We start from the raw sequence: 20,984 nt of genomic DNA on the forward strand, positions 1-20,984 counted from the left end.
ACGAGAGCCCTGAACACGGGGCCGTGATCTTGGGAAGCAAACGGTAAGTAGTACGGCAACTGCAACATAGACGACGGAGGTTCAAATGCCCATCGAGATGATCGAAGAATTCGACCAAGGCACGCAGATCAAGGTGATCGGTGTCGGGGGTGGGGGCGGCAATGCCGTCGAGCACATGATTGCCCAGGGGGTGCAAGGCGTGGAGTTCATCTGCGCCAACACCGATGCCCAGGCGCTGAACCGCAGCGCGGCCGGCACGCTGGTGCAACTGGGCCACTCCGGCCTGGGTGCAGGCTCGAAGCCCGACGTCGGCAAGTCGGCCGCTGAAGAGGCGGTGGATCGCATCCGCGAGGCCATCGACGGCGCCCACATGCTGTTCATCACCGCCGGCATGGGCGGTGGCACCGGCACCGGCGCTGCACCAGTGATCGCCCGTGTGGCGCGCGAAATGGGCATCCTCACCGTCGGTGTGGTGACCAAGCCCTTCGATTTCGAAGGCGGCCGCCGCAGCAAGCAAGCCGATTCCGGGGTGGCCGAGCTCGAAGCCAACGTCGACTCGCTGATCGTGGTGCTCAACGAGAAGCTGCTCGAAGTGCTGGGCGACGACGTCACCCAGGACCAGGCCTTCGCGCATGCCAACGACGTGCTGAAGAACGCCGTCGGCGGCATCAGCGACATCATCCACATCCCGGGCCTGGTTAACGTCGACTTCGAAGACGTGAAGACGGTGATGAGCGAGCCGGGCAAGGCGATGATGGGGACCGCCATCGCCAGCGGGCCAGACCGTGCCCACAAGGCCGCCGAAGCCGCTGTGGCCTGCCCGCTGCTGGAAGGCATCGACCTCTCCGGCGCGCGTGGCGTGCTGGTGCTGATTGCGGCGGCCCGCTCGACCTTCAAACTGGCCGAGAGCAAGAACGCGATGAACACCATCCGCCGCTACGCTGCGGAAGATGCGCACGTGATCTACGGCACCGCCTACGACGACAGCCTGGGCGACCAACTGCGCGTCACGGTCATCGCCACCGGCCTGTCGTCGATCCGCCGCGCCCAGGCCCCGCTGACGGTGGTGCAGAGCCAGCCGGCCCTGCGCACCGGCACCGACAACCTGCCGCTGCTGAACAACCCGGTGGGGCACCCGGGCGCGATGGGAAGTGCGTCGACCGTGGCCCAGCCGGCCATGCCGCAACAGGACTACAGCCAGCTCGCCACGCCCAGCGTTTGGCGCACCGGCCGTACCCAAGCCGCAGCGAAGGTCGAAGCGCTGTCGAGCAACGGCATGGACGAGATCGAGATCCCGGCGTTCTTGCGCAAGCAGGCTGATTGATTAGGGCCCCACGGCCCCTCCGGGGGCCTGCCCCCGTGGGGGCCCGCGCGGCGGACCGGCGGAGCCGGATCCGCGCACGCCGCTTGATGCGAAAAGGGGCCACCCCAGCGGGTGGCCCCTTCTCGTTTGACCTGCGGCCTGACGGTCTACTTGACGCGTTGCTTTTCCAGCTTGCGGGCCAGCGTGCGCCGGTGCATGCCGAGGCGCCGGGCGGTTTCGGAGATGTTGAAGCCGGTCTCCGCCAGCGTTTCGTGGATGCGCTCCCACTCGAGCGTCTTGATCGAGGTGGTGCGCTCGGTGAGCTCGACCTCGGTGTCGCCCTCGGCGCGTGAAAAGGCGGCCTCGATGTCGTCGGTGTTGGCCGGCTTGGCCAGGTAGTGGCGGGCGCCGAGCTTGATGGCCTCGACGGCGGTGGCGATGCTGGCATAGCCGGTCAGCACCACGATCACCAGGTCCTCGTCGTGCTCGTGCAGCAGCTGCACACACGCCAGGCCAGAGCTGCCGGCGGCCAGCTTCAGATCGACCACCGCATAGCCCGGGCGATGCTGGGTCAGCAGCGCGCGCACGCTTTCCAGGTCGGTCGCGCGCAGCACCCCGTAGCCCCGCCGCTCGAACGAACGGGTCAGCGTGCGGGCGAAAGCATCGTCGTCTTCGACGATCAGCAGTTGACGGGCTTCATCACTCATTCGGTGTCCACTCCGCCGGCATCAACGAACTCAAAGGCAGGCTGATGATGACCTCGGCGCCGCCCTCCGGCAGGTTGTGCGCGGCGATTTGTCCGCCCAGCATTCGGGCGACGTTGACCGAGAGGAACAGGCCCATGCCGCCACCGGGCCGGTTCTTGCTCGATTGATAGGGCTTGCCAAAGAATTCGAGCATCGGTGCTGCAAAGCCCGGTCCGTGGTCTTGCACGGCCAAGGTCAGCGTGTCGTCATCACAGCGCACGCTCAAGGTCAGTGGCGAGCTGGGCGCTGCCTCTCGGGCGTTGTCCAGCACGTTGTCGATCATCTGCTTCAAGGCCACGTCGGAGATCAATGGCAGGTCCGGCACACCGTGGCGCACGTAGCGCAGCTCGTTGCCCGAACGGGTGCTGCGCCAATGCTGCACCAGGTCGTCCAGGAATGCGTGCAACGTGGTTTCCACCGGCGCTTCGCCCCGAGTGCGCCCGGCGGACATGAGGATGCCGCTGACGATCGTCTTGCAGCGTTGGATCTGCACCTGCATCTCTTCGATCTCTTCGCGCAGCTCGGGCTCGCCGGCAAAGGGCGCCATGCGTGCCCAGTCGCCCAGGATGACCGACAGCGTGGCCAGCGGCGTGCCCAGTTCGTGAGCGGCGCCCGTGGCCAGCAGGCCCATCCGGACGATGTGCTCTTCTTCGGCGGCGCGCTGTCGCAGGGCGGCGAGGCTGGCGTCGCGCTGTCGCAGGTTGCGGCTGATGCGACCGATGAAGATCACCAGCAGCGAGGCCGTGAGCAGGTAGCACAGCACCAGGCCCGCGATGTACTGCGATGACAGCGCCGGGTTGACCAGGTGGGGCACCGGCAATGGGCGATGCCAGCGTGTGAGCAGCACGAACCCCAGGCTGGTGGCGGCCACGATCACCCACACATAGCGGGGCCGCAGCAGCACCGAGCTGACGGCGACCTGCAGCAGATACAGGTAGATGAAGGGGTTGGTGATGCCGCCTGAGAAGAACAACTGCGCCGTCAGCACGCCCACGTCCACCAGCATGCCGGCGAACAACTCACCGTGGCTCACCGGCAGCGACAACCGGCTGCGCTGCAGGCTCGCGAGGTTGAACAGCACCAGCGAGCCCAGCAGGGTGAGCATCGGCACCAGCGGCAGATCCACGCCCAGCAGGAAATTCACCGCGAGGATGGTCACCAACTGACCGGCGACCGCCAGCCAACGAAGCTGGATCAACTGCAGCAGGTTTTTCCGGCCAGCCAGGCGCTCTGGCACCTTGCTGACTTCACCCAGCGGTGGCTGGCCAGTAGCGTCTTCAGCGTCTGCAGTGGCCAAGGCAGGGGTCTCCGGGCTTCATGGTCGGGGCGGGTGGGGGGCGGACGAAAAGCCGAATGCGACGATGCAGGTTGGGGCCACCGATCGCCCTCGTCGGTGCCACCTCACCGGGTAGGCAACCCAAGCCGACAGTATCGGCCGACTTCGGTGAAGCCGGCGATGTCGCTGAGGGTCCGAGATGGGGCCGGGCCCGTGCTCGCCGATCAGCGAGCCAGGCTTCTCAGACGCCGCTCGTCCAGAACGAGGTAGGCAAACGCGCAAGCGGCCATCGCGGCCAGGGCGAACCAGGTGGCCGCGTAGATGCGGTGGTTGTTGCTGAATTGCACGACCGTCATGCCTGCACGGGGCCATTCCCGGGCGCCGGCCGGAGCGGGCGCATGCGCCGCTGCGTGCGGGGCGACCTGGTCGATGAAATAAGGCGCCACCACGGGCCCCAATTGCAGCGAGGCCGCCAAGGCACCCACGTCACGCGAGTACCAGCGGCCCGATGCTGCGTCGTTCTGCCTCAGGAAGGCGCCGCCCGGCTCGGTGAAGCGCAGCAGCCCGATCACGTTCTCGTCGCCGTTGGCGGTGGCGTCATTCACCACCGATTCACGCCGGTCTACTGGCACGAAGCCGCGGTTGACCAGCAGCCAACTGCCGTCTTTTCGCAGCAGCGGAGTCAGCACCCAGTAGCCGCTGCCCAGCTCGGTGGTGGCGGTGACGAGCGTGCTGCGTTGGTGATCAAAGCGGCCTTCGACAACCACGCGGCGGTACTCATCGGCTTCGCGGGTGAGATGGGCCCAGGCGTCGGGCCCCGGCGCGGGTTGGGGCTTGGCGTGGCGATGCTGCTCGACGCGGGCGATGAGGCCTTCCTTCCAGGCCAGCCGCTGCACCTGCCACACGCCCAGTGCCACGAAAACGGCGAACGCCAACGCCAACGCCGCCGACCAGGCGGCCAGGCGGCGCAATGAGCGAGGGGAGGGGATGTGACCGTACACGGCAGAAACAGCCCCTGACCGGAGGCCCGCCCCGTCCATCAGGGGCCGGGCCCCTTCGGACGTCCGGGCGGGGCTGAGGCTCATGGCATGTTACGCATCACCTGCGGATCGGCCGCCGGCATCATGTTGGTGTTCAGGTGATACATCACCCAGATCGACCCGGACAACATGATCACCACCAGCGCGGCGGTGAAGGTGAGGGCCAGCAGCGACCAACCGCCCTCGACCTTGGCGTTGAGGTGCAGGAAATAGATCATGTGCACGACCATCTGCACCGCGGCAAAGCCGAGGATCACGAAGGCCGTCACCTTGGGCGACGACATCACATTGCCCATCACGAGCCAGAACGGGATCGCCGTCAGCACCACCGACAGCAGGAAGCCGACCAGGTAGCCCTCGACAGTGGCGTGGTAGCCGCCGCCGTCGTCGTCGTGGTGATGATCGTCGTGGTGGATGTGTTCGCTCATAAGAGTCTCAAAAGCTGCGCTGTCCATCGCGGCGCTCCGCTGGAGCCGCCGCCCATCAAGTCGCTTGCGCCGGGCCGGCTTGGCCGGTCCGCTGCAAGAGCCCCCTTGAGGGGCTTCGCCCGGACATGAACAGTCCTGAAGACTGTTCGTGCCTGGCGGAGGGCCGAGCCTCTGGATCGGCGCGGCCTGAAAGGCAGTCCCCGGAAGGGGGCGTGGGGGCTCACAAACTCCCCATCAGGTAGACGAAGGTGAACACGCCGATCCAGACCACGTCCAGGAAGTGCCAGAACATCGACAGGCACATCAGGCGGCGCTTGTTCTCGCGCGTCAGGCCCAGCTTGCCCACCTGCAGCATCAGCACCACCAGCCAGATGCAGCCGAAGGTGACGTGCAGGCCGTGGGTGCCCACCAGCGTGAAGAACGACGACAGGAAGGCGCTGCGCCAGGGGCCGGCACCTTCGTGAATCAGGTGGTGGAACTCGTACAGCTCCAGACCCAGGAAGCCCAGGCCGAACATGCCGGTGATGGCCAGCCAGATCAGCACGCCCGTCTTGCGGTTGTGCTGCATCGCGATCATCGCGAAGCCGTAGGTGATGGACGAGAACAGCAGCAGCGCGGTGTTCGCCGCCACCAGAGGCAAGTTGAACAGGTCGGCACCCGAGGGGCCCGCGGCGTAGTTGCGGCCGAGCACGGCGTACACGGCGAACAGCACCGCGAACACCAGGCAGTCGCTCATCAGGTAGAGCCAGAAGCCCAGCAGCGTGCCTTGCTGCGGATGGTGGCTGCCGTCGTCGTAGAAGACCGGCGCGGTGCCCGCGGCAGTGGCCGGGGAAAGCGTGGTTGCAGTCATGGAATCGATGCTCCGGCGCGTCAGCCCGCCGACAACGCCGTGGTGCGGGCGTCTTCGCTGCGAGTGACCTCATCGGCCGCGATGTGGTAGTCGCGGTCGTAGTTGAAGGTGTGGACGATGGCGGCGATGACGGTGGCCGCGAAGCTCAGGCCGGCCAGCAGCCACATGTGCCAGACCAGCGTGAAGCCGCAAGCGGTGGCCAGCATCGCGATCACGAAGCCGGCTGCCGTGTTCTTCGGCATGTGGATCGGCTTGAAGCCTTGCGTCGGGCGCTGGTGGCCACGCTGCTTCATGTCGTGCCAGGCGTCCTGCTCGTGCACGACCGGCGTGAACGCGAAGTTGTAGTCGGGCGGCGGCGAGGCGGTCGACCATTCCAGCGTGCGGCCTTCCCAAGGATCGCCGGTCACGTCGCGCAGTTGCTCACGCTTCATGAAGCTGACCACCAGCTGGATCAGGAACGAGCCGATGCCGAAGGCGATGAGCACGGCGCCGAACGCGGCGATCTGGAACCAGATCTGCAGCGAGGGATCGTCGAAGTGGCTCATGCGACGGGTGACGCCCATCAGGCCCAGCACGTACAGCGGCGTGAAGGCGACCCAGAAGCCGACCAGCCAGAACCAGAACGAGCACTTGCCCCAGAACGGATCGAGCTTGTAGCCGAAGGCCTTCGGGAACCAGTAGTTGATGCCGGCGAAGATGCCGAACACCACGCCGCCGATGATCACGTTGTGGAAGTGAGCGATCAGGAACAGGCTGTTGTGCAGCACGAAGTCGGCTGCCGGCACGGCGAGCAGCACGCCGGTCATGCCGCCGATCACGAAGGTGACCATGAAGCCCACCGTCCAGAGCATCGGCACTTCGAACTTGATGCGGCCGCGGTACATCGTGAACAGCCAGTTGAAGATCTTCGCGCCGGTCGGGATCGAGATGATCATCGTGGTGATGCCGAAGAACGAGTTCACGCTGGCACCCGAGCCCATCGTGAAGAAGTGGTGCAGCCACACCAGGTACGACAGGATCGTGATCACCACCGTGGCGTACACCATCGACGCATAGCCGAACAGGCGCTTGCGCGAGAAGGTGGAGACCACTTCCGAGAAGATGCCGAACACCGGCAGCACCAGGATGTAGACCTCGGGGTGGCCCCAGATCCAGATCAAGTTCACGTAGAGCATCGCGTTGCCGCCGAGGTCGTTCGTGAAGAACGCGGTGCCCAGGTAACGGTCAGCGGTCAACAGAGCCAGCGCCGCGGCCAGCACCGGGAACGTCGCCACGATCAGCACGTTGGTGCACAGCGAGGTCCAGGTGAAGACCGGCATCTTCATCATCGCCATGCCGGGGGCACGCATCTTGATGATGGTGGCGATCAGGTTGATGCCGGACAACGTGGTGCCGATACCGGCCACCTGCAGGGACCACAGGTAGTAGTCCACCCCCACATCCGGACTCTGCAAGATGCCCGACAGAGGCGGGTAGGCCAGCCAGCCGGTCTTGGCGAACTCGCCGATGAACAGCGAAATCATCACCAGCACGGCGCCGCCGGTGGTCATCCAGAAGCTGAAGTTGTTCAGGAAGGGGAAGGCCACGTCGCGCGCGCCGATCTGCAGCGGCACCACGTAGTTCATGAAGCCGGTGACCAGCGGCATCGCCACGAAGAAGATCATGATCACGCCGTGGGCGGTGAAGACCTGGTCGTAGTGGTGCGGGGGCAGGAAGCCGGCCTGGTCACCGAAGGCGATGGCCTGCTGGGCTCGCATCATCAGCGCGTCGGCGAAGCCACGCAGCAGCATGACCACACCCAGCACGATGTACATGATGCCGATCTTCTTGTGGTCGATGCTGCAGACCCAGTCTCGCCACAGGGGGCCCCAGAGGCGGAACTTCGTCATGACCGCCAGCAGCGCGAGGCCGCCGAGGGCGACCATCGCGAAAGTGGCCACGAGGATGGGCTCGTGGTAGGGCACGGCCTCCCAGCTGAGGCGGCCGAGGATCAGATTGCTCGAGTCGGTGGACATCTTGGCTCTCGTTGCCGGCGGCGCCCGCTCGGGGGCGCGCGCGGCTCACAGGATCAGGGCTTGGCGGTGGGCAGCGGCTCGCCCAGCAGGTTGGTCGGCGTGCACAGGCCCGCGACCACCAAACGTTCTTCATCGCGCCACGGCTGGCGCATCAGGCCGGCGATGCCGGGCTTGCCGGTGCCGCCCTCGGCATCGATGGCCATCATCTGGTGCATGCACATCTTCTGGCCGTCAACGCAGCGGTTAACGATGGCGCCAAACAAGCCGGCCTCGACCGTGCCATATCGGCGGACGGGATCGCCCTCGCTCGGTTGTTCGAGTTGCTGATAGATGCCGCCGTCCAGCTTGCTGCCTTGCTCGCGGTTGGAGGCCACCCACTTGTCGAAGTCGGCGTCCGACAGGCCCAGAAAGCGGAAACGCATCTTGGAGAAACCTGCGCCACTGTAGTTGGCCGACAGGCCTTCGTAGTCGCCGGCCTTGTTGATCACCGCGTGCAGCTTGGTCTCCATGCCAGGCATCGCGTACACCATGCCGGCCAGCGCCGGCACGTAGAACGCGTTCATCACATTCGAAGACGTGATGCGGAACTGGATCGGGCGGTCCACAGGCGCTGCCAGCTCGTTGACGGTGGCGATGCCTTGCTCGGGGTAGAGGAACAGCCACTTCCAGTCGAGCGCCACCACCTGCACCACCAGCGGCTTCACGTCGGCCGGCAGCGGGCGCTCGGCATCGATGCGATCAAGCGGGCGATAGGGGTCGAGCTTGTGGGTGCTGATCCAGGTGATGGCACCCAGCGCAATGATGATCAGCAGCGGCGCGCCCCAGATGATCAGCTCCAGTCGGGTGGAGTGGTCCCAATCGGGGGTGTAGGTCGCTTCCGTGTTGGATTGGCGATAACGCCAAGCGAAGAACAAAGTCAACGCGATCACGGGTACGATGATCAGCAACATCAGCAGCGTCGAGGTGACGATGAGTTGCGCTTGTTGGACAGCAATGTCGCCGTGCGGCTTCATCACCACCGTGTCGCAGCCGGTGAGGCCCAGCGCAAGGCCGGCCAGACCCAGGCGGGCCGTGGTGCTGGAAAGTGAGCGTAGGAGATACATCAGGGTTACCGAGCGCGCGGGAAAACGCTAGTTGCGCAGCGGCACGGAATCTATCCTGATTGACCCAAATCAACGATTGGACAATTTGTCCCAGGTGCCCGTGAACCAGCCGTTTGCCGCCCCCTCTTCCGCCGCCGTTTTGCCAACTTTTCACGGTCCCTCCAACTCCTCCTCCGGTGCCAGCCGGCCGGCCGATGCGGATGTCGCTCCCGGCGACATCGCGGTCGGCGTGGTGATCGGCCGGGCGTCTGAGTATTTCGATTTCTTCGTCTACGGCATCGCCTCGGTGCTGGTGTTCCCGCCGGTCTTCTTTCCCTTCGCCGACCGTCTGCTCGGCACGCTGTATTCCTTCGCGCTGTTCGCCGTGGCCTTCGTGGTGCGGCCGGTCGGCACGGTGGTCAGCATGCAGATCCAGCGCCGGTTCGGGCGCAGCGCCAAGCTGACGGTGTCGCTCTTCCTTTTGGGCAGCTCGACGGTGGGCATGGCGTTGCTCCCCGGCTACGAACAGGCCGGTTCGGCGGCGATCGCGCTGCTGATGTTGTGCCGGATTGGCCAGGGCCTGGCGCTTGGGGGCTCATGGGACGGCCTGCCCTCGCTGTTGGCGCTGAACGCGCCGGAGCACAAGCGCGGCTGGTACGCGATGCTCGGCCAGCTCGGCGCGCCGATCGGCTTCTTCGTGGCCTGCGGGGTGTTCGCCTACTTGTGGGCCAACCTGAGCGCGCCGGATTTCCTCACCTGGGGCTGGCGCTACCCGTTCTTTGCCGCGTTCGCGATCAACGTGGTGGCGCTGTTCGCCCGCCTCCGCCTGGTGGTCACCCATGAGTACGAACGCCAGCTCGAGCTGCACGAGCTGGACCCGTGCGACGTTGGCGAGCTGTTTGCCGAGCAGGGCCACAACGTGGTGATTGGCGCGTTTGCCGCCATGGCCAGCTATGCGCTGTTCCACCTGGTCACGGTCTTCCCGCTGTCCTGGATCATGCTGTACTCCGAGCAGTCGGTGGGCCAGTTCATGGCGATCGAGCTGGTGGGGGCGGTGCTGGCGGCCGCGGCGATGCCGCTGTCCGGTTGGGTGGCCGACCGTGTGGGCCGCCGTCGCACGCTGGGCGGTCTCGCCGTGCTGATCGGGTTGTTCAGCTTGGTGACGCCCGCGTTGCTGGGCGGGGGTATCGCCGGTGAAGACACGTTCATCCTGATCGGCTTCGTGCTGCTGGGCCTGTCCTACGGCCAGGCGGCGGGCGCGGTGACCTCGAACTTCCTGCCGCACTTCCGCTACACCGGTGCGGCCCTGTCGGCGGACTTGGCGTGGCTGGTCGGCGCCGCGTTTGCGCCGCTGCTGGCCTTGGGCCTGGGTGCGAAATTCGGCCTGATTGCCGTGAGCCTGTACCTGATGACAGGCGCGATCTGCACCTTGCTGGCCCTGCGCGCCAACAAGGCCCTGTCGGCGGTGCGCGACTGAGGCCGCCCAACCTCCGACGGGCCTTCCTGGCTCCGACTCACACGTGAGACCGGCTTCTGGCCGGTCTTTTTCATAGGTGACGCGGGATGCGCTCGGCCTACTCGGGCAGGGGGGCCAGGCCGTGGCGGGCTCGTGCCCGCGCGCAGGCAGCGTCGCCGCGGCCGAGGGGCGCCAGCACCCCGAATTCGCGGCAAGGGCCGGGGCGCCACTCGTAGATGCCGCAGCGGGCGTTTTGGCCCACGCGCCCGGTCAGGGCCGCGCAGCGGGGCGAGGCGTGGTCGGTACCCCGCATGCGACAGGTGGCGGCCGTCACCTCCACGGCCAGCCCATCGGGCACCGTACCGCCGTTGCTCTCCAGCTCATCGCGGGCGAAGTCCACCCGAAAACTGGCGCAGCAGGCGCCGCACCTGATGCAGGGGTTGCCGGTTTCGCCTTCCGTGGCGCTCATTCGGCTGTGGCGCTTGGTTCGGCCGCCCGCACCACGGTGACGGTGCAGTCGGATTCGGCCACCACCTGCGACGAGACGCTGCCCAGATAGCGGCGCAGCGCCGAATTGCCGCGGGCGCCCATGACGATGTGGTCGATGTGGTTGCGGCGCGCGAAGTCGACGATCGCGGTGGCCGCATCCGGGGCCTCCAGCACATGGAACGTGAGCCGGCCTTCGTCGAGGTTGAGTGACTTGCTGATCGGCCGGGCCCAGTGCTTCAGCGCGACCAGTTGCTTCACGTGCAGGCTCTGGCCGTGCTCGTCGGTGAGCTCATCCATGCCGATGCGGGCGGTTCGCATCACGCTGACGCAGGCGAGCCGGGCGCCGGGCTCGGTCAGCACGATCCGCCGAACCGTTTCGCGCAGCTCTTCCAGCAAGGTGGCACTGGCGGATTCGACATCCACCGCGGCCATCACGATCGGGCTTTTCTTCACCACTTCGGTCGCGTTGGTGGGACGGGCATCGGGCTCGGCCCCCAAGGCGAAGAACCAGCGCTTGAAGCGCTTGAACGCGCTGCTGCGCTGCAACTTCGCCGAGCGTTTGGTCAACGGGACCTGTGCCGGATCCTGCAGCGCCAGCGCCAACTGAGCGGCACTCTGGTAGCGGTTCTCGGGCTTCACCTCCAGGCACTTGAGGATCACCTCTTGCAGCCAAGGCGGGCAATCGGCGCGAAGCGCTCGCGGCGGCACCGGGTCAAGGTAGAGACGCCGACGCAGGCCCTGCACCGATTCCGGCGCGCCGAACGGCCGCTCGCCGGTGGTGAAGTGGTACAGCATGACGCCCAGCGCAAACAGATCGCTGCGGGGGTCATGGCGCACGAACTGCACCTGTTCGGGCGACATGTAGGGCCCGGTGCCCATCGGCAGGGTGAACTCTTCGTCCAGCAGGTCGGGCAGGTGATCGTGGCGCGACAACCCGAAGTCGATCAGCACCGCCGTGCCGTCCGCGCGAAAGAGGATGTTGCTGGGCTTGATGTCCAAATGCACGACATGCTGCCGGTGCAGATCGTGCAGTGCGTCTGCCACGCGCGAGCCGATCTCCACCACCTCGTCGAGCGCCAGGGGCGCGTCGTCCAGGCGCGGGCGCAGCGAGGGGCCCGGGATGTGCTCCATCACGATGTAGGGCTGCCGCGTGAAATCGCCCTTGGCGACGAACTTCGGCACGTGCGGGCCGCTGAGCATCGGCATGATCATCCGCTCGACCTCGAAGCCGACGATCGTGGCCGGATCTTCGCCACCCTTGATGCGCGGGACCTTCATGATCAGCGGTGTGTCGGCCGTCACCGGCTCGCCTTCCGCGTCGAGGGGGGTGACGCGCCACAAGGTCGCCATGCCGCCCTGGTGCAGGGACTCTTCCAGCCGGAACTGGTCGATCACCTGACCCGCGGCCAAAGGGGGGCGGGGCGCCGAGGCTGGGGGCAGCGGGGGCGCTGGCGGCAAGGGGGGCGTCGGTGCGTTCAACGTGGCCTCGTCATTCGCCGTGCGCCAGGCGATCGGCCAGCACCGATGGCAAGCCTGCTTGACGGATCTTCTGCGCGGCGGCTTCATGGTCGTAGGGCACCCGGTGGAAGGTCAGCGTCTGCGCCGGGCGGTCGAACATTGCGTAGCAGGCGGCCGGGTTGCCATCCCGCGGTTGCCCGGCGGAGCCGGGGATCACCAACCACTGCCGGTGCGGCGGCACGGGGATGGGCACGGCCGGTGTCGGCACGAATTCACCCGCCTTGCCGGTGCCCGACAGATGGAACAGCTTGGGCTCGTGCATGTGCCCACAGAAGGTGTAGTGGCAAGGGGTGGCGTGCAGGCTGCGCACCGCTTCGATGCGCCCCTGGATGTACTCCCACTCCGCCGGCGCAAAAGCGTTGGCGTGAACGAACAGCATGTCGTCGTCCACCTTGGACAACGGCAGCTCGCGCAGGAACGCCAGCTGATGCTCCTGCAGCTGCTGCTGCGTCCATTCGATCACCCGTCGTGCGTCGACGCGCATGTTCGGCGAAGGGCCGCGGGTTGTGCCGGCGTCATGGTTGCCGCCGACGGCGATCGCCCCCTCCTTGACGTGGGCGATGACCGTATCGACCACCCATGCCGGATCGGCGCCGTAGCCGACGTAGTCGCCCAGAAAGGCGTAGCGCTGGGCTCCTTGCGCTTTGGCATGGTCCAGCACCGACTGCACCGCCTCGCGGTTGGCGTGCAGGTCGGTGATCAAGGCGAGTTTCATGGCCTGATTGTCTCCAGCCCGGCATCTTGCCGAGCAGGGCTGACGTCAGGCTGAGGCGCGGTGTGCCTGGACCACCACACTGGCGGCTGAAAGTCAGGCTATGCGCCAATCCGGCCGAGCAGAAGGTACTCCATGAGTGCCTTCTGCACGTGCATGCGATTTTGGCTGCGGCCCGCGGCCTGAAGGCCGCTTCACATCCGCAAGCGGACGTGAGCCTGCACCGAAACAGGATGCTGGCCCTGAAGGGCCACCGGCCTGGCCTTCAGCCAATCCGGCCGAGCAGAAGGTACTCCATGAGTGCCTTCTGCACGTGCATGCGATTTTGGCTGCGGCCCGTGGCCTGAAGGCCGCTTCACATCCGCAAGCGGACGTGAGCCTGCGCCGAAACAGGATGCTGGCCCTGACGGGCCACCGGCTTGGCCTTCAGCCAATCCGGCCGAGCAGAAGGTACTCCATGAGTGCCTTCTGCACGTGCATTCTGTTTTCAGCCTCGTCCCAGACGACGGATTGGGGGCCGTCGATCACTTCGGCGGTGACTTCTTCGCCGCGGTGGGCCGGCAGGCAATGCATGAACAGCGCGTCGGGCTGGGCGACGGCCATCATGTCGGCGTCAACGCACCAGTCGGCAAAGGCCTTGAGGCGGGTTTCGTTCTCGGCTTCATAACCCATGCTGGTCCACACGTCGGTGGTCACCAGGTGGGCGCCACGGCAGGCCTCGATCGGATCATTGAAGACCTTGAAGCAACCCGTGCTGGAGATGCCAGCCACCTTGGGATCGACCTCATAGCCGCTGGGTGTGCTGACATGCACCGTGAAACCCAGGATCTCGGCCGCTTGCAGCCAGGTGTTGGCCATGTTGTTGCCATCGCCGACCCAGGCGACCACCTTGCCCTTGAGGCTGTCCATCTCGAAGCCGCGAGCGCCGATCGGGGCGCGGTGCTCGAGATAGGTGAAGAGGTCGGCCAGGATCTGGCACGGGTGGAACTCGTTCGTCAGGCCGTTGATGACCGGCACCCGCGAGTGCGCGGCGAAACGCTCGATCTTGGTCTGCTCGAAGGTGCGAATCATCACCAGGTCGACCATTCGGCTGATCACGCGCGCGGAATCCTCGATCGGCTCGGCACGGCCCAACTGGCTGTCGCCGGTGGTCAGGTGCACCACCGAGCCACCCATCTGGTACATGCCCGCCTCGAAACTGACGCGAGTACGGGTGCTGGCTTTCTCGAAGATCATCGCCAACGTGCGATCGACCAGCGGCTGGTACTTCTCGTAGTTCTTGAAGCGCTGCTTGATGACGCGCACACGTTCGAACAGATAGGCGTATTCCTCGGCCCGGAAATCCTTGAACTGGAGGTAGTGCTTCATGAGGCTGTAGCCCGGTTTCATGGCTGTGGGGTGGGGGCGCTTTCGGCCAGGAAGGCCTTCACCAAGGGGGCCAGGAGGGCGACGATCTCGTCGGCTTCGGCCACGCTCAAGATGAGTGGCGGGACCAGGCGGATCACGCTGTCGGCGGTCACGCTGAGCAGCAGGCCGGCTTCCATCGCCCGCGACAGGATCACGCCGCAGGGGCGGTCCAGCTCGATGCCCAGCATCAAGCCTGCGCCGCGGATCTGCTGGACCCCTGGCACGCCGGCCAGTGCGGCTTCCAACGCGCCCTTCAGATGGGCGCCCACCTGGGCCGCGTTGGACAGCAGGCCATCGGCGATCATGATCTCCAGCGTTTCGATGCCCCCGCGCATCGACAACGGGTTGCCGCCGAAGGTGGTGCCATGGTTGCCTGGGCCCAGCACGTTCTTCGCACGCTCACCCACCACGATGGCGCCCACCGGAACACCCGAACCCAGGCCTTTGGCCAGCGGCATGACGTCGGGCTTGATCCCGGCCCATTGGTGGGCAAACCATTTGCCGGTGCGGCCGACACCGCATTGCACCTCGTCGAGCATCAGCAGCCAGTTCTGCTCATCGCACAGCTGTCGCAGGCTGCGCAGGTAGTCCCATCTCGCAGCGTGGATGCCGCCTTCGCCCTGGATCGTCTCCAGGAACACGGCGACGACGTTCCGGTTGTTGGCGGCGACGGCCTTCACCGCATCGATGTCGTTCAGCGGCACCCGAACGAAGCCCTCGACCAGGGGCTCGAAGCCGGCCTGCACCTTCGGGTTGCCGGTGGCCGATAGCGTCGCGATCGATCGGCCATGGAAAGCCTTCTCGAACACGATGATCTCGGGTCTTGCAATGCCTCTGTCGTGGCCGAATTTGCGCGCGATCTTCAGCGCGCCCTCATTGGCTTCGAGGCCGGTGGAGCAGAAGAACGCGGCCTCCAGCCCGGACAACTCGCACAGCATCGCGGCCAGGCGTTCCTGCAACGGGTTCTCGTAGTAGTTCGAGCAGTGGATCAGCTTGCCGACCTGATCCTGCAGTGCGGCCACCAGCTTGGGGTGAGCGTGGCCCAGCGTGTTGACAGCGATGCCGCCCAGGCCGTCGAGATACTGTTTGCCGTTGGTGTCCCAGACTCGGCAACCCACCCCGTGCGACAGGGCGATCGGCAGGCGGCCGTAAGTGTTCATCACGTGCGGCATCGAAGCGGTCATGGGGGCATCTCCAATGGAAAAAGAGAAGGGCTGGACGCGTCAGCTTGCTCACGCGCCAGCCCTCGATCGATTCTAAAGGTGGCCTCGTTCGCTCCGCGAAGCGGGTGTCGTCTCGGCGGCCTGGCCTGCATTCAGCCAGCCGAATGAGGACGTCTCGCTCAGTGTGAAAGGGTTTGTTCTGGCCTGATGCTGCGGCGCAACAACTCAGGGCACAATACGCCTTTCGCCGTTGACGCCTCCCTGTCGAGCAGGTGTCGACCAGTCCCGCCGATGTCTTTGCCCAAGCCCCGCGAAGTTTTCATCCAAGGCCTCACGCAGGAAGGCCGTACGTTCCGGCCCAGCGATTGGGCCGAGCGGTTGGCTGGCGCCATGTCCTGTTTCAGGCCCGGTGGCGTGGTGGGCGGGCCCGGTGCCCACATCGGCTACTCACCCTATTGCGTGCCGCGGGTCATCAACGGCATCAAGTGCGTGATCGTCAACGAGGCGTTGCGCGAGATCGAGCCGATGGCCTGGGATTTCGTGATGAACTTTGCCCGTGACAATGGCCTGCAGGTGGCAGAGGCCTGCCTGCTGCCCGATCCTCCGCGAGCACGCCCGGGTCTTTGACGCGGCGATGCCTCACCGGATGCCGGTTGAGGCCTTCCGGCCTGAATGGGCGGGGTCGACCATCGGCAACGAGCCATGGTCCACCAACGGCCTCTGATCAAGACCAGGTGGGAGTGCTGAGCGAGCAGACGGCTGGGCTTCCCGGCTTGGCCGAGGGATGTGAGGTGGGCAACCGCAATGCGCGCCAAAGAGAAGACTCAGCGCGCGCCCCTTGTGCGGGGCTCGATCGGCACTGCGGCGCGGGCAGATGGACGCAAAAAAGGGCTCGCAAGCGAGCCCTTTGCATTCCCACCAGGAATAATCTCAGGCGGCCAGCGCCTTGACTTTGGCCGACAGGCGGCTCTTGTGGCGAGCAGCCTTGTTCTTGTGGAAGAGGCCCTTGTCGGCGATCGAGTCGATCACGCTTTGGGCGGACTTGAACATCTCGGTGGCCTTGGTCTTGTCGCCAGCGGCAACCGCCTTCAGCACGTTCTTGATCGAGGTGCGGAACTTCGAACGCAGCGACGAGTTGGCGGCGTTCAGCTTGACGTCTTGGCGGGCGCGCTTGCGGCCCGAGGCCAGGCGCACGGTGCGCTTCTTGGCTTTGGATGAGGTGGCCATGGGTGTATTGGGATTTCCGGTGGGAAAAGACCGTCGAGTATAGCATTTCGTCAGCAGCTGCCGCAAGTTCGGCGATCCCCGGGCGGATGGGGCGGCTGTGTGCCGCTGGCTAGAATCCGCCGCCTTCCGTCCTGCCGCGCGGGCGTCCCGAGCCGATTCGGGTGCATCCGCAGGGGCTGTCTGGCCGCCTTCGCCAGCCCAGGTGCGCCCGACGGAACGCGCCCCACCTGCCTCCCTCAGCCCAATCTACTGCCTCGCCGCTACCTCCCATGAATCTGTTGAAGGCCGCGTCGACAGTGTCGTTGTGGACGCTGATGTCCCGGGTGACGGGTTTGGTGCGCGACCAGCTCATCGCCAGCCAGTTTGGGGCCGGCGCCCTGACCGACGCGTTTCAGGTCGCCTTTCGCATTCCCAACCTGCTGCGCCGGCTGTTCGGTGAGGGGGCCTTCTCGGCAGCCTTCGTGCCCATTCTGGCCGGCACCCGAGCCAGCGACGGCGATGACGTCACTCGCACGCTGATCGATGCGGTCGCCACGGTGCTGTTCTGGGCCCTGCTGATCACCTGTGTGGTGGGTGTGGTGGGCGCGCCCTTTGTCGTCTGGATGTTTGGGGCGGGCCTGGAAAAGCTCGATCTGGCCGTGGTCATGACGCGGTGGATGTTTCCGTACATCGGCTGCATGTCGCTGGTGGCCCTGTCGGCGGGCATCTTGAACACCTGGCGCCGCTTTGCCTTGCCTGCTGCGACCCCGGTGCTGCTGAATCTCTCGATGATCGGGTCGATGTGGCTGCTGGCCCCGGTGCTCCAGCGGCACGGCATGGAGCCGATCCACGCGCTGTCGGCCGGCGTGATGATCGGTGGGGTGTTGCAGTTGGCGATTCAGATCCCCGCACTGCGCGCGATCGGCTGTCTGCCGCACATTGGCCTGGGGCCGTCGGCCTGGCGTCGGGCCTGGCAACACCCAGGCGTCCACCGGGTGCTGCAGCAGATGGGGCCTGCCTTGCTCGGGGTGTCGGTGGCGCAACTGTCGCTGCTGATCAACACCCAGATCGCGTCACATCTGGGGGCGGGGGCGGTGTCGTATCTGTTCTTCGCAGATCGCCTGATGGAGTTTCCAACCGCCTTGCTCGGGGTGGCGCTCAGTGTGGTGCTGATCCCGGGGTTGTCGGCAAAGCGGGCGCAGAACGACGATGAAGGGTATTCGGCGCAGCTGGATTGGGGCCTGCGCCTGGTGGTGTTGCTGGCGTTGCCCTTTGCGGTGGCGATGCTGGTGTTCGCCCAGCCTCTGGTCGCGACGCTCTTCCACTACGGCAAGTTCAGCGAGAACGCGGTCACCATGACGGTGGGGGCACTGCGAGGCTACGGCTGCGGCTTGATGGGCATCATCGGCGTCAAAGTGCTCGCGCCTGGCTTTTTTGCCCAGCAGGACATGCGAACGCCCGTTCGGATCGCAATCGCGGTGCTCGTCTGCACCCAATTGATGAACCTGCTGTTCGTGCCGTGGCTCGGCCACGCCGGCCTGGCGCTGTCCATCGGCCTTGGCGCGATGGTGAACGCCGCCTGGCTGCTGTGGGGCCTGCGTCGGCAAGGCCATTACCGGCCCGCACCCGGCTGGCTGGGATTTGTCGCACGGGTGCTGCCTGCCAATGTGCTGATGGGCGCCGGGCTGTACCTGGCCTCCGCCGAGCTCGATTGGCTGGGCATGCAGGCGCAGCCCGGTTGGCGGGCGGGGTGGCTCGCGGGGGTGATGGTGGCGGCCGTCGTGTCGTACTTCGGCGTGCTGAAACTGAGTGGCGTCGACCTGCGCCAGTTCGCCCGGCGGGCCTGAACGCGCGAGGGCGGTTGGAAGGCCTCTCAACCTATGAGGGGCCGGCCCCTGACGGCAGGGGCGTCAAAAGTCCTACACTCAGGGCATGAGTTTCCCGCTGCGCCTGGAAGCCATCAGCCCGCTGGAGTATTTCGCCTCGCTGGTGGCAGAGGACGATCATTTCGCGCTGCTGGAGGCCGCCATTTCGCTCGGCCAGGATGTCGAGCCCGGCCTGGATACCCAGTCGGTGATCGACGAGATCGAGGCGTTGGGCGAAAAGCTGCGCCGTCGACTGCCCGCGGATGCCAGCGCCATGCACCGGTTGCGCACGCTCAACCGCTACTTCTTCCGTGAACTGGGTTTTGCCGGCAACGTCAACGACTACTACGACGCGGGCAACAGTTACGTGCACCAAGTGCTGGCCAGCCGGCGGGGCATCCCGATCTCGCTGGCGGTGGTCTACATCGAACTGGCCGGACATGCCGGGCTGGTCGCGCGCGGCGTGTCGTTCCCTGGCCACTTCCTGGTCAAGCTGCGTTTGCCCAACGGCGAGGCGGTGATGGACCCGTTCAATGGCCGGTCGTTGTCACGCGACGAGCTCGAAGAGCGCCTGGAGCCCCTGCGCCGCAAGCAGGGGCTGGTGGGTGATTTCGAAGTGCCGCTGGGGTTGTTCCTGCAATCGGCGTCGCCGCGGGACATCATCGCGCGCATGCTGCGCAATCTGAAGTCGATCCACCAGCAGGCCGAGGACTTCCCGCTGTTGCTGGCTGTGCAGCACCGGCTGGTCTGTTTGCTGCCGGACGCGTGGGACGAGCGCCGCGACCGCGGCCTCACCCTGGCTGAACTCGGGCAGCCCGACGCGGCGGCCGACGACTTGGCCGCCTATCTCGACCACCAGCCCGGTGCGGCCGATGCCGAGCCCATGCGGCGGATGCTGGCCGAGTTGCGCGACATGCCCCGGCCACTGCTGCACTGATCAGCCACCGGGGCCCGCCGAGAGGGCCGGCCACACCGGGCCCCGCGCCGCCGTCAGGCCGCTTCGGCCTTGTCTTTCTTGAACGGGCTGCGCTGGGGAGGTTCGTCGTGCGCGGCGGTGCGCACCAGCGCACTCACCAGCAGATTGAGCGCAGACACGCGATGGCGCACGGCGCAGGCCAGGGGCTCGGGCTGGCAGCCGAGCTTGGCCTTGGGCTCGAGCGCGGTGCGGCCGAGTGACAGCCGCTTGGCGCGGAAGGTGATGGCGTCTTCCACCGTCGATTGCAGCAGGGTCAGATACACCGGTGCCTCACCATTGGTGGCCCGGTCGTAGCCAATGTAGTAGCCCACCGCGGTATCGCCATCGGCCACGCTGGTGACGAAGCCCACCAGACGGCCATCTTGCTCCGCCACCCGGCACACGAAGCGATCCCCCAGCATCTCGGCCAAAGCCGGCAGGTAGCCGGGCGACAGCGTGGCCAATCGCAGCGACTGGCCATGGTGAACCTGCTCGTACAGCGCGTGCAGTTCATCCTGCCGGGCTTGCATCTCGGCCACGTCGATCAGCCGCATTGAGATGCCCGCCGCGGCGCAGTCCTTCTGCAGCTTCTTGGCGCTGCTTCGGTAACCCGAGGTGAGGCTGGCCAGATAGTCGTCGAAGCGGTTCCACTCTGGTTTGAGCTGGAGAACCATGTCGGGTTCGGTCTCGACGCTGCGGTAGCCCAGCAGGCGCAGCGACTCTTTCGTCACCGAGGCGCCTGCCGCATAGTCTTTGATCATCACGACGTCGGATTCGCCGAGCAGCTTGTCGGCGCGGCGCAGCCGGTAAGCCGCCTCGCCCACGCCCTGCCACACCAGCGCCAAATCCACCCCCGGTGCCAGTGCGATCGACCGGGCGCCCCAGACCAGCAGATTGCCGCAGAGCAGCAGGTGTTCCTGCAGGCCGGCGATCGGTTTGTCGAGCAGCCGGCGCTGCGAGGTCGGTTTCCTCAGCCGATCGCCCCCCACCTTGACCCGCTGGAACAGCATGATCGCCACAGGGCGGTGGTCGCTGTCGTACGCCATGGCGTATCGCGGCTCCACGTTGTCCGGGCCATGGTCTTCAAGCACCTTCAGATAAGGGCGCGAAAGGAAGACCGTCTGGCTGGCCAGCGCATCCCAGTGTTCGGGGTGGACGAAATCGATCCGGTCCGACAGCACCAGCCGAAACCCCGAAGTGGTGCGGCGCGCCTGGCGACGCTCTTTGAAGGTGGCAACGGCGGCCGAGGGGCTGGGTGGATCGGTGCGCAGTCTTTTCAGGGCGGCACCGGTTCGTCGAATCGAGCCCATCGCGCTGCGAAGGCTCTTTCGGGCGCGGCTGGCGGGAGCGTCGGACATGAAAAAGCAAGAAATGATTCAGACGGCGTGGAATCTACCCGAAGCGACGCACAGGGCGGCTGTGGCTGGGCGGCGCCCGGCCGCACCTAAAATCGCGCCCGCCGAACCGGGTGAC

At 66.1% G+C, this 20,984-nt stretch carries 19 protein-coding genes; 5 read left to right on the forward strand and 14 right to left on the reverse strand.

Annotated features, from left to right (window positions below; translation table 11 throughout):
* The first annotated feature begins 85 nt into the window (after nucleotides 1-85).
* Nucleotides 86-1,324, forward strand: a complete 1,239-nt coding sequence (ftsZ, locus tag AACH06_RS04505) for a cell division protein FtsZ (protein WP_341424429.1) — start codon at nucleotides 86-88, stop codon at nucleotides 1,322-1,324.
* Nucleotides 1,325-1,470: 146 nt separating this feature from the next.
* Here the strand turns inward: ftsZ and AACH06_RS04510 are convergent, their stop codons facing one another.
* The 7 genes from AACH06_RS04510 to cyoA all read right to left on the reverse strand — a co-directional run bounded on the left by AACH06_RS04510 (nucleotide 1,471) and on the right by cyoA (nucleotide 8,761).
* Nucleotides 1,471-2,010, reverse strand: a complete 540-nt coding sequence (locus tag AACH06_RS04510) for a response regulator transcription factor (RefSeq protein ID WP_341424430.1) — start codon at nucleotides 2,008-2,010, stop codon at nucleotides 1,471-1,473.
* Nucleotides 2,003-3,346: an ATP-binding protein gene (locus AACH06_RS04515; RefSeq protein ID WP_341424431.1), complete on the reverse strand. Its 1,344-nt coding sequence runs from the start codon at nucleotides 3,344-3,346 to the stop codon at nucleotides 2,003-2,005. The genes AACH06_RS04510 and AACH06_RS04515 overlap by 8 nt, the downstream gene beginning before the upstream one ends.
* 203 nt (nucleotides 3,347-3,549) lie before the next feature.
* Nucleotides 3,550-4,326: an SURF1 family protein gene (locus tag AACH06_RS04520; protein ID WP_341424432.1), complete on the reverse strand. Its 777-nt coding sequence runs from the start codon at nucleotides 4,324-4,326 to the stop codon at nucleotides 3,550-3,552.
* 80 nt (nucleotides 4,327-4,406) lie between these two features.
* Nucleotides 4,407-4,793, reverse strand: a complete 387-nt coding sequence (cyoD, locus tag AACH06_RS04525; RefSeq protein WP_341424433.1) for a cytochrome o ubiquinol oxidase subunit IV — start codon at nucleotides 4,791-4,793, stop codon at nucleotides 4,407-4,409.
* Between the two features lie 220 nt (nucleotides 4,794-5,013).
* A complete protein-coding gene (gene cyoC / locus AACH06_RS04530; RefSeq protein ID WP_341424434.1) occupies nucleotides 5,014-5,643 on the reverse strand; it encodes a cytochrome o ubiquinol oxidase subunit III in 630 nt (209 codons plus the stop codon).
* A gap of 20 nt (nucleotides 5,644-5,663) precedes the next feature.
* On the reverse strand, nucleotides 5,664-7,658 hold the full coding sequence (gene cyoB, locus AACH06_RS04535) for a cytochrome o ubiquinol oxidase subunit I (protein WP_341424435.1): 1,995 nt from the start codon (nucleotides 7,656-7,658) through the stop codon (nucleotides 5,664-5,666).
* Between the two features lie 53 nt (nucleotides 7,659-7,711).
* Complete coding sequence (gene cyoA, locus AACH06_RS04540; protein WP_341424436.1) at nucleotides 7,712-8,761, reverse strand: ubiquinol oxidase subunit II; 1,050 nt, start codon at nucleotides 8,759-8,761, stop codon at nucleotides 7,712-7,714.
* 139 nt (nucleotides 8,762-8,900) lie between these two features.
* Here cyoA and AACH06_RS04545 point away from each other — a divergent pair, with 139 nt between their 5' ends.
* Entirely contained in the window at nucleotides 8,901-10,217 is a 1,317-nt protein-coding gene (locus tag AACH06_RS04545) for an MFS transporter (protein ID WP_341424686.1), read from the forward strand.
* A 97-nt stretch (nucleotides 10,218-10,314) separates the two neighbouring features.
* Here AACH06_RS04545 and AACH06_RS04550 read toward each other — a convergent pair whose 3' ends face one another.
* From AACH06_RS04550 to AACH06_RS04570, 5 genes are all read right to left on the reverse strand, one after another.
* Nucleotides 10,315-10,665, reverse strand: coding sequence for a YkgJ family cysteine cluster protein (locus AACH06_RS04550; protein ID WP_341424437.1), 351 nt, complete (start codon nucleotides 10,663-10,665; stop codon nucleotides 10,315-10,317).
* Nucleotides 10,662-12,164, reverse strand: a complete 1,503-nt coding sequence (locus tag AACH06_RS04555; protein ID WP_341424438.1) for a serine/threonine protein kinase — start codon at nucleotides 12,162-12,164, stop codon at nucleotides 10,662-10,664. Before AACH06_RS04555 ends, AACH06_RS04550 begins: the two co-directional genes overlap by 4 nt.
* A gap of 10 nt (nucleotides 12,165-12,174) precedes the next feature.
* The gene (locus AACH06_RS04560) at nucleotides 12,175-12,918 is read right to left on the reverse strand and encodes a metallophosphoesterase family protein (protein WP_341424439.1); all 744 of its coding nucleotides are present in this window, start codon (nucleotides 12,916-12,918) and stop codon (nucleotides 12,175-12,177) included.
* A 423-nt stretch (nucleotides 12,919-13,341) separates the two neighbouring features.
* A complete protein-coding gene (argF, locus tag AACH06_RS04565; RefSeq protein WP_341424440.1) occupies nucleotides 13,342-14,283 on the reverse strand; it encodes an ornithine carbamoyltransferase in 942 nt (313 codons plus the stop codon).
* Between the two features lie 17 nt (nucleotides 14,284-14,300).
* Entirely contained in the window at nucleotides 14,301-15,506 is a 1,206-nt protein-coding gene (locus AACH06_RS04570; RefSeq protein WP_341424441.1) for an aspartate aminotransferase family protein, read from the reverse strand.
* Nucleotides 15,507-15,776: 270 nt separating this feature from the next.
* On the opposite strand from AACH06_RS04570, the gene AACH06_RS04575 reads away from it, so the two are divergent.
* Complete coding sequence (locus tag AACH06_RS04575; RefSeq protein WP_341424442.1) at nucleotides 15,777-16,112, forward strand: DUF3579 domain-containing protein; 336 nt, start codon at nucleotides 15,777-15,779, stop codon at nucleotides 16,110-16,112.
* A 303-nt stretch (nucleotides 16,113-16,415) separates the two neighbouring features.
* On the opposite strand, the gene rpsT is transcribed toward AACH06_RS04575, so the two are convergent.
* Nucleotides 16,416-16,712 carry a 30S ribosomal protein S20 gene (gene rpsT / locus AACH06_RS04580; protein WP_341424443.1) on the reverse strand — a complete coding sequence of 99 codons (297 nt, stop codon included), beginning with the start codon at nucleotides 16,710-16,712 and terminating at the stop codon, nucleotides 16,416-16,418.
* 269 nt (nucleotides 16,713-16,981) lie between these two features.
* On the opposite strand from rpsT, the gene murJ reads away from it, so the two are divergent.
* Both murJ and AACH06_RS04590 read left to right on the forward strand, forming a co-directional pair.
* Nucleotides 16,982-18,538 carry a murein biosynthesis integral membrane protein MurJ gene (murJ, locus tag AACH06_RS04585; protein ID WP_341424444.1) on the forward strand — a complete coding sequence of 519 codons (1,557 nt, stop codon included), beginning with the start codon at nucleotides 16,982-16,984 and terminating at the stop codon, nucleotides 18,536-18,538.
* An 85-nt stretch (nucleotides 18,539-18,623) separates the two neighbouring features.
* Nucleotides 18,624-19,493 carry a SirB1 family protein gene (locus AACH06_RS04590; protein ID WP_341424445.1) on the forward strand — a complete coding sequence of 290 codons (870 nt, stop codon included), beginning with the start codon at nucleotides 18,624-18,626 and terminating at the stop codon, nucleotides 19,491-19,493.
* Between the two features lie 53 nt (nucleotides 19,494-19,546).
* Here AACH06_RS04590 and AACH06_RS04595 read toward each other — a convergent pair whose 3' ends face one another.
* Nucleotides 19,547-20,869, reverse strand: a complete 1,323-nt coding sequence (locus AACH06_RS04595) for a GNAT family N-acetyltransferase (RefSeq protein ID WP_341424446.1) — start codon at nucleotides 20,867-20,869, stop codon at nucleotides 19,547-19,549.
* Nucleotides 20,870-20,984 lie beyond the last annotated feature (115 nt).

Source organism: Ideonella lacteola, from assembly GCF_038066555.1.
Classification (GTDB): domain Bacteria; phylum Pseudomonadota; class Gammaproteobacteria; order Burkholderiales; family Burkholderiaceae_C; genus Ideonella; species Ideonella lacteola.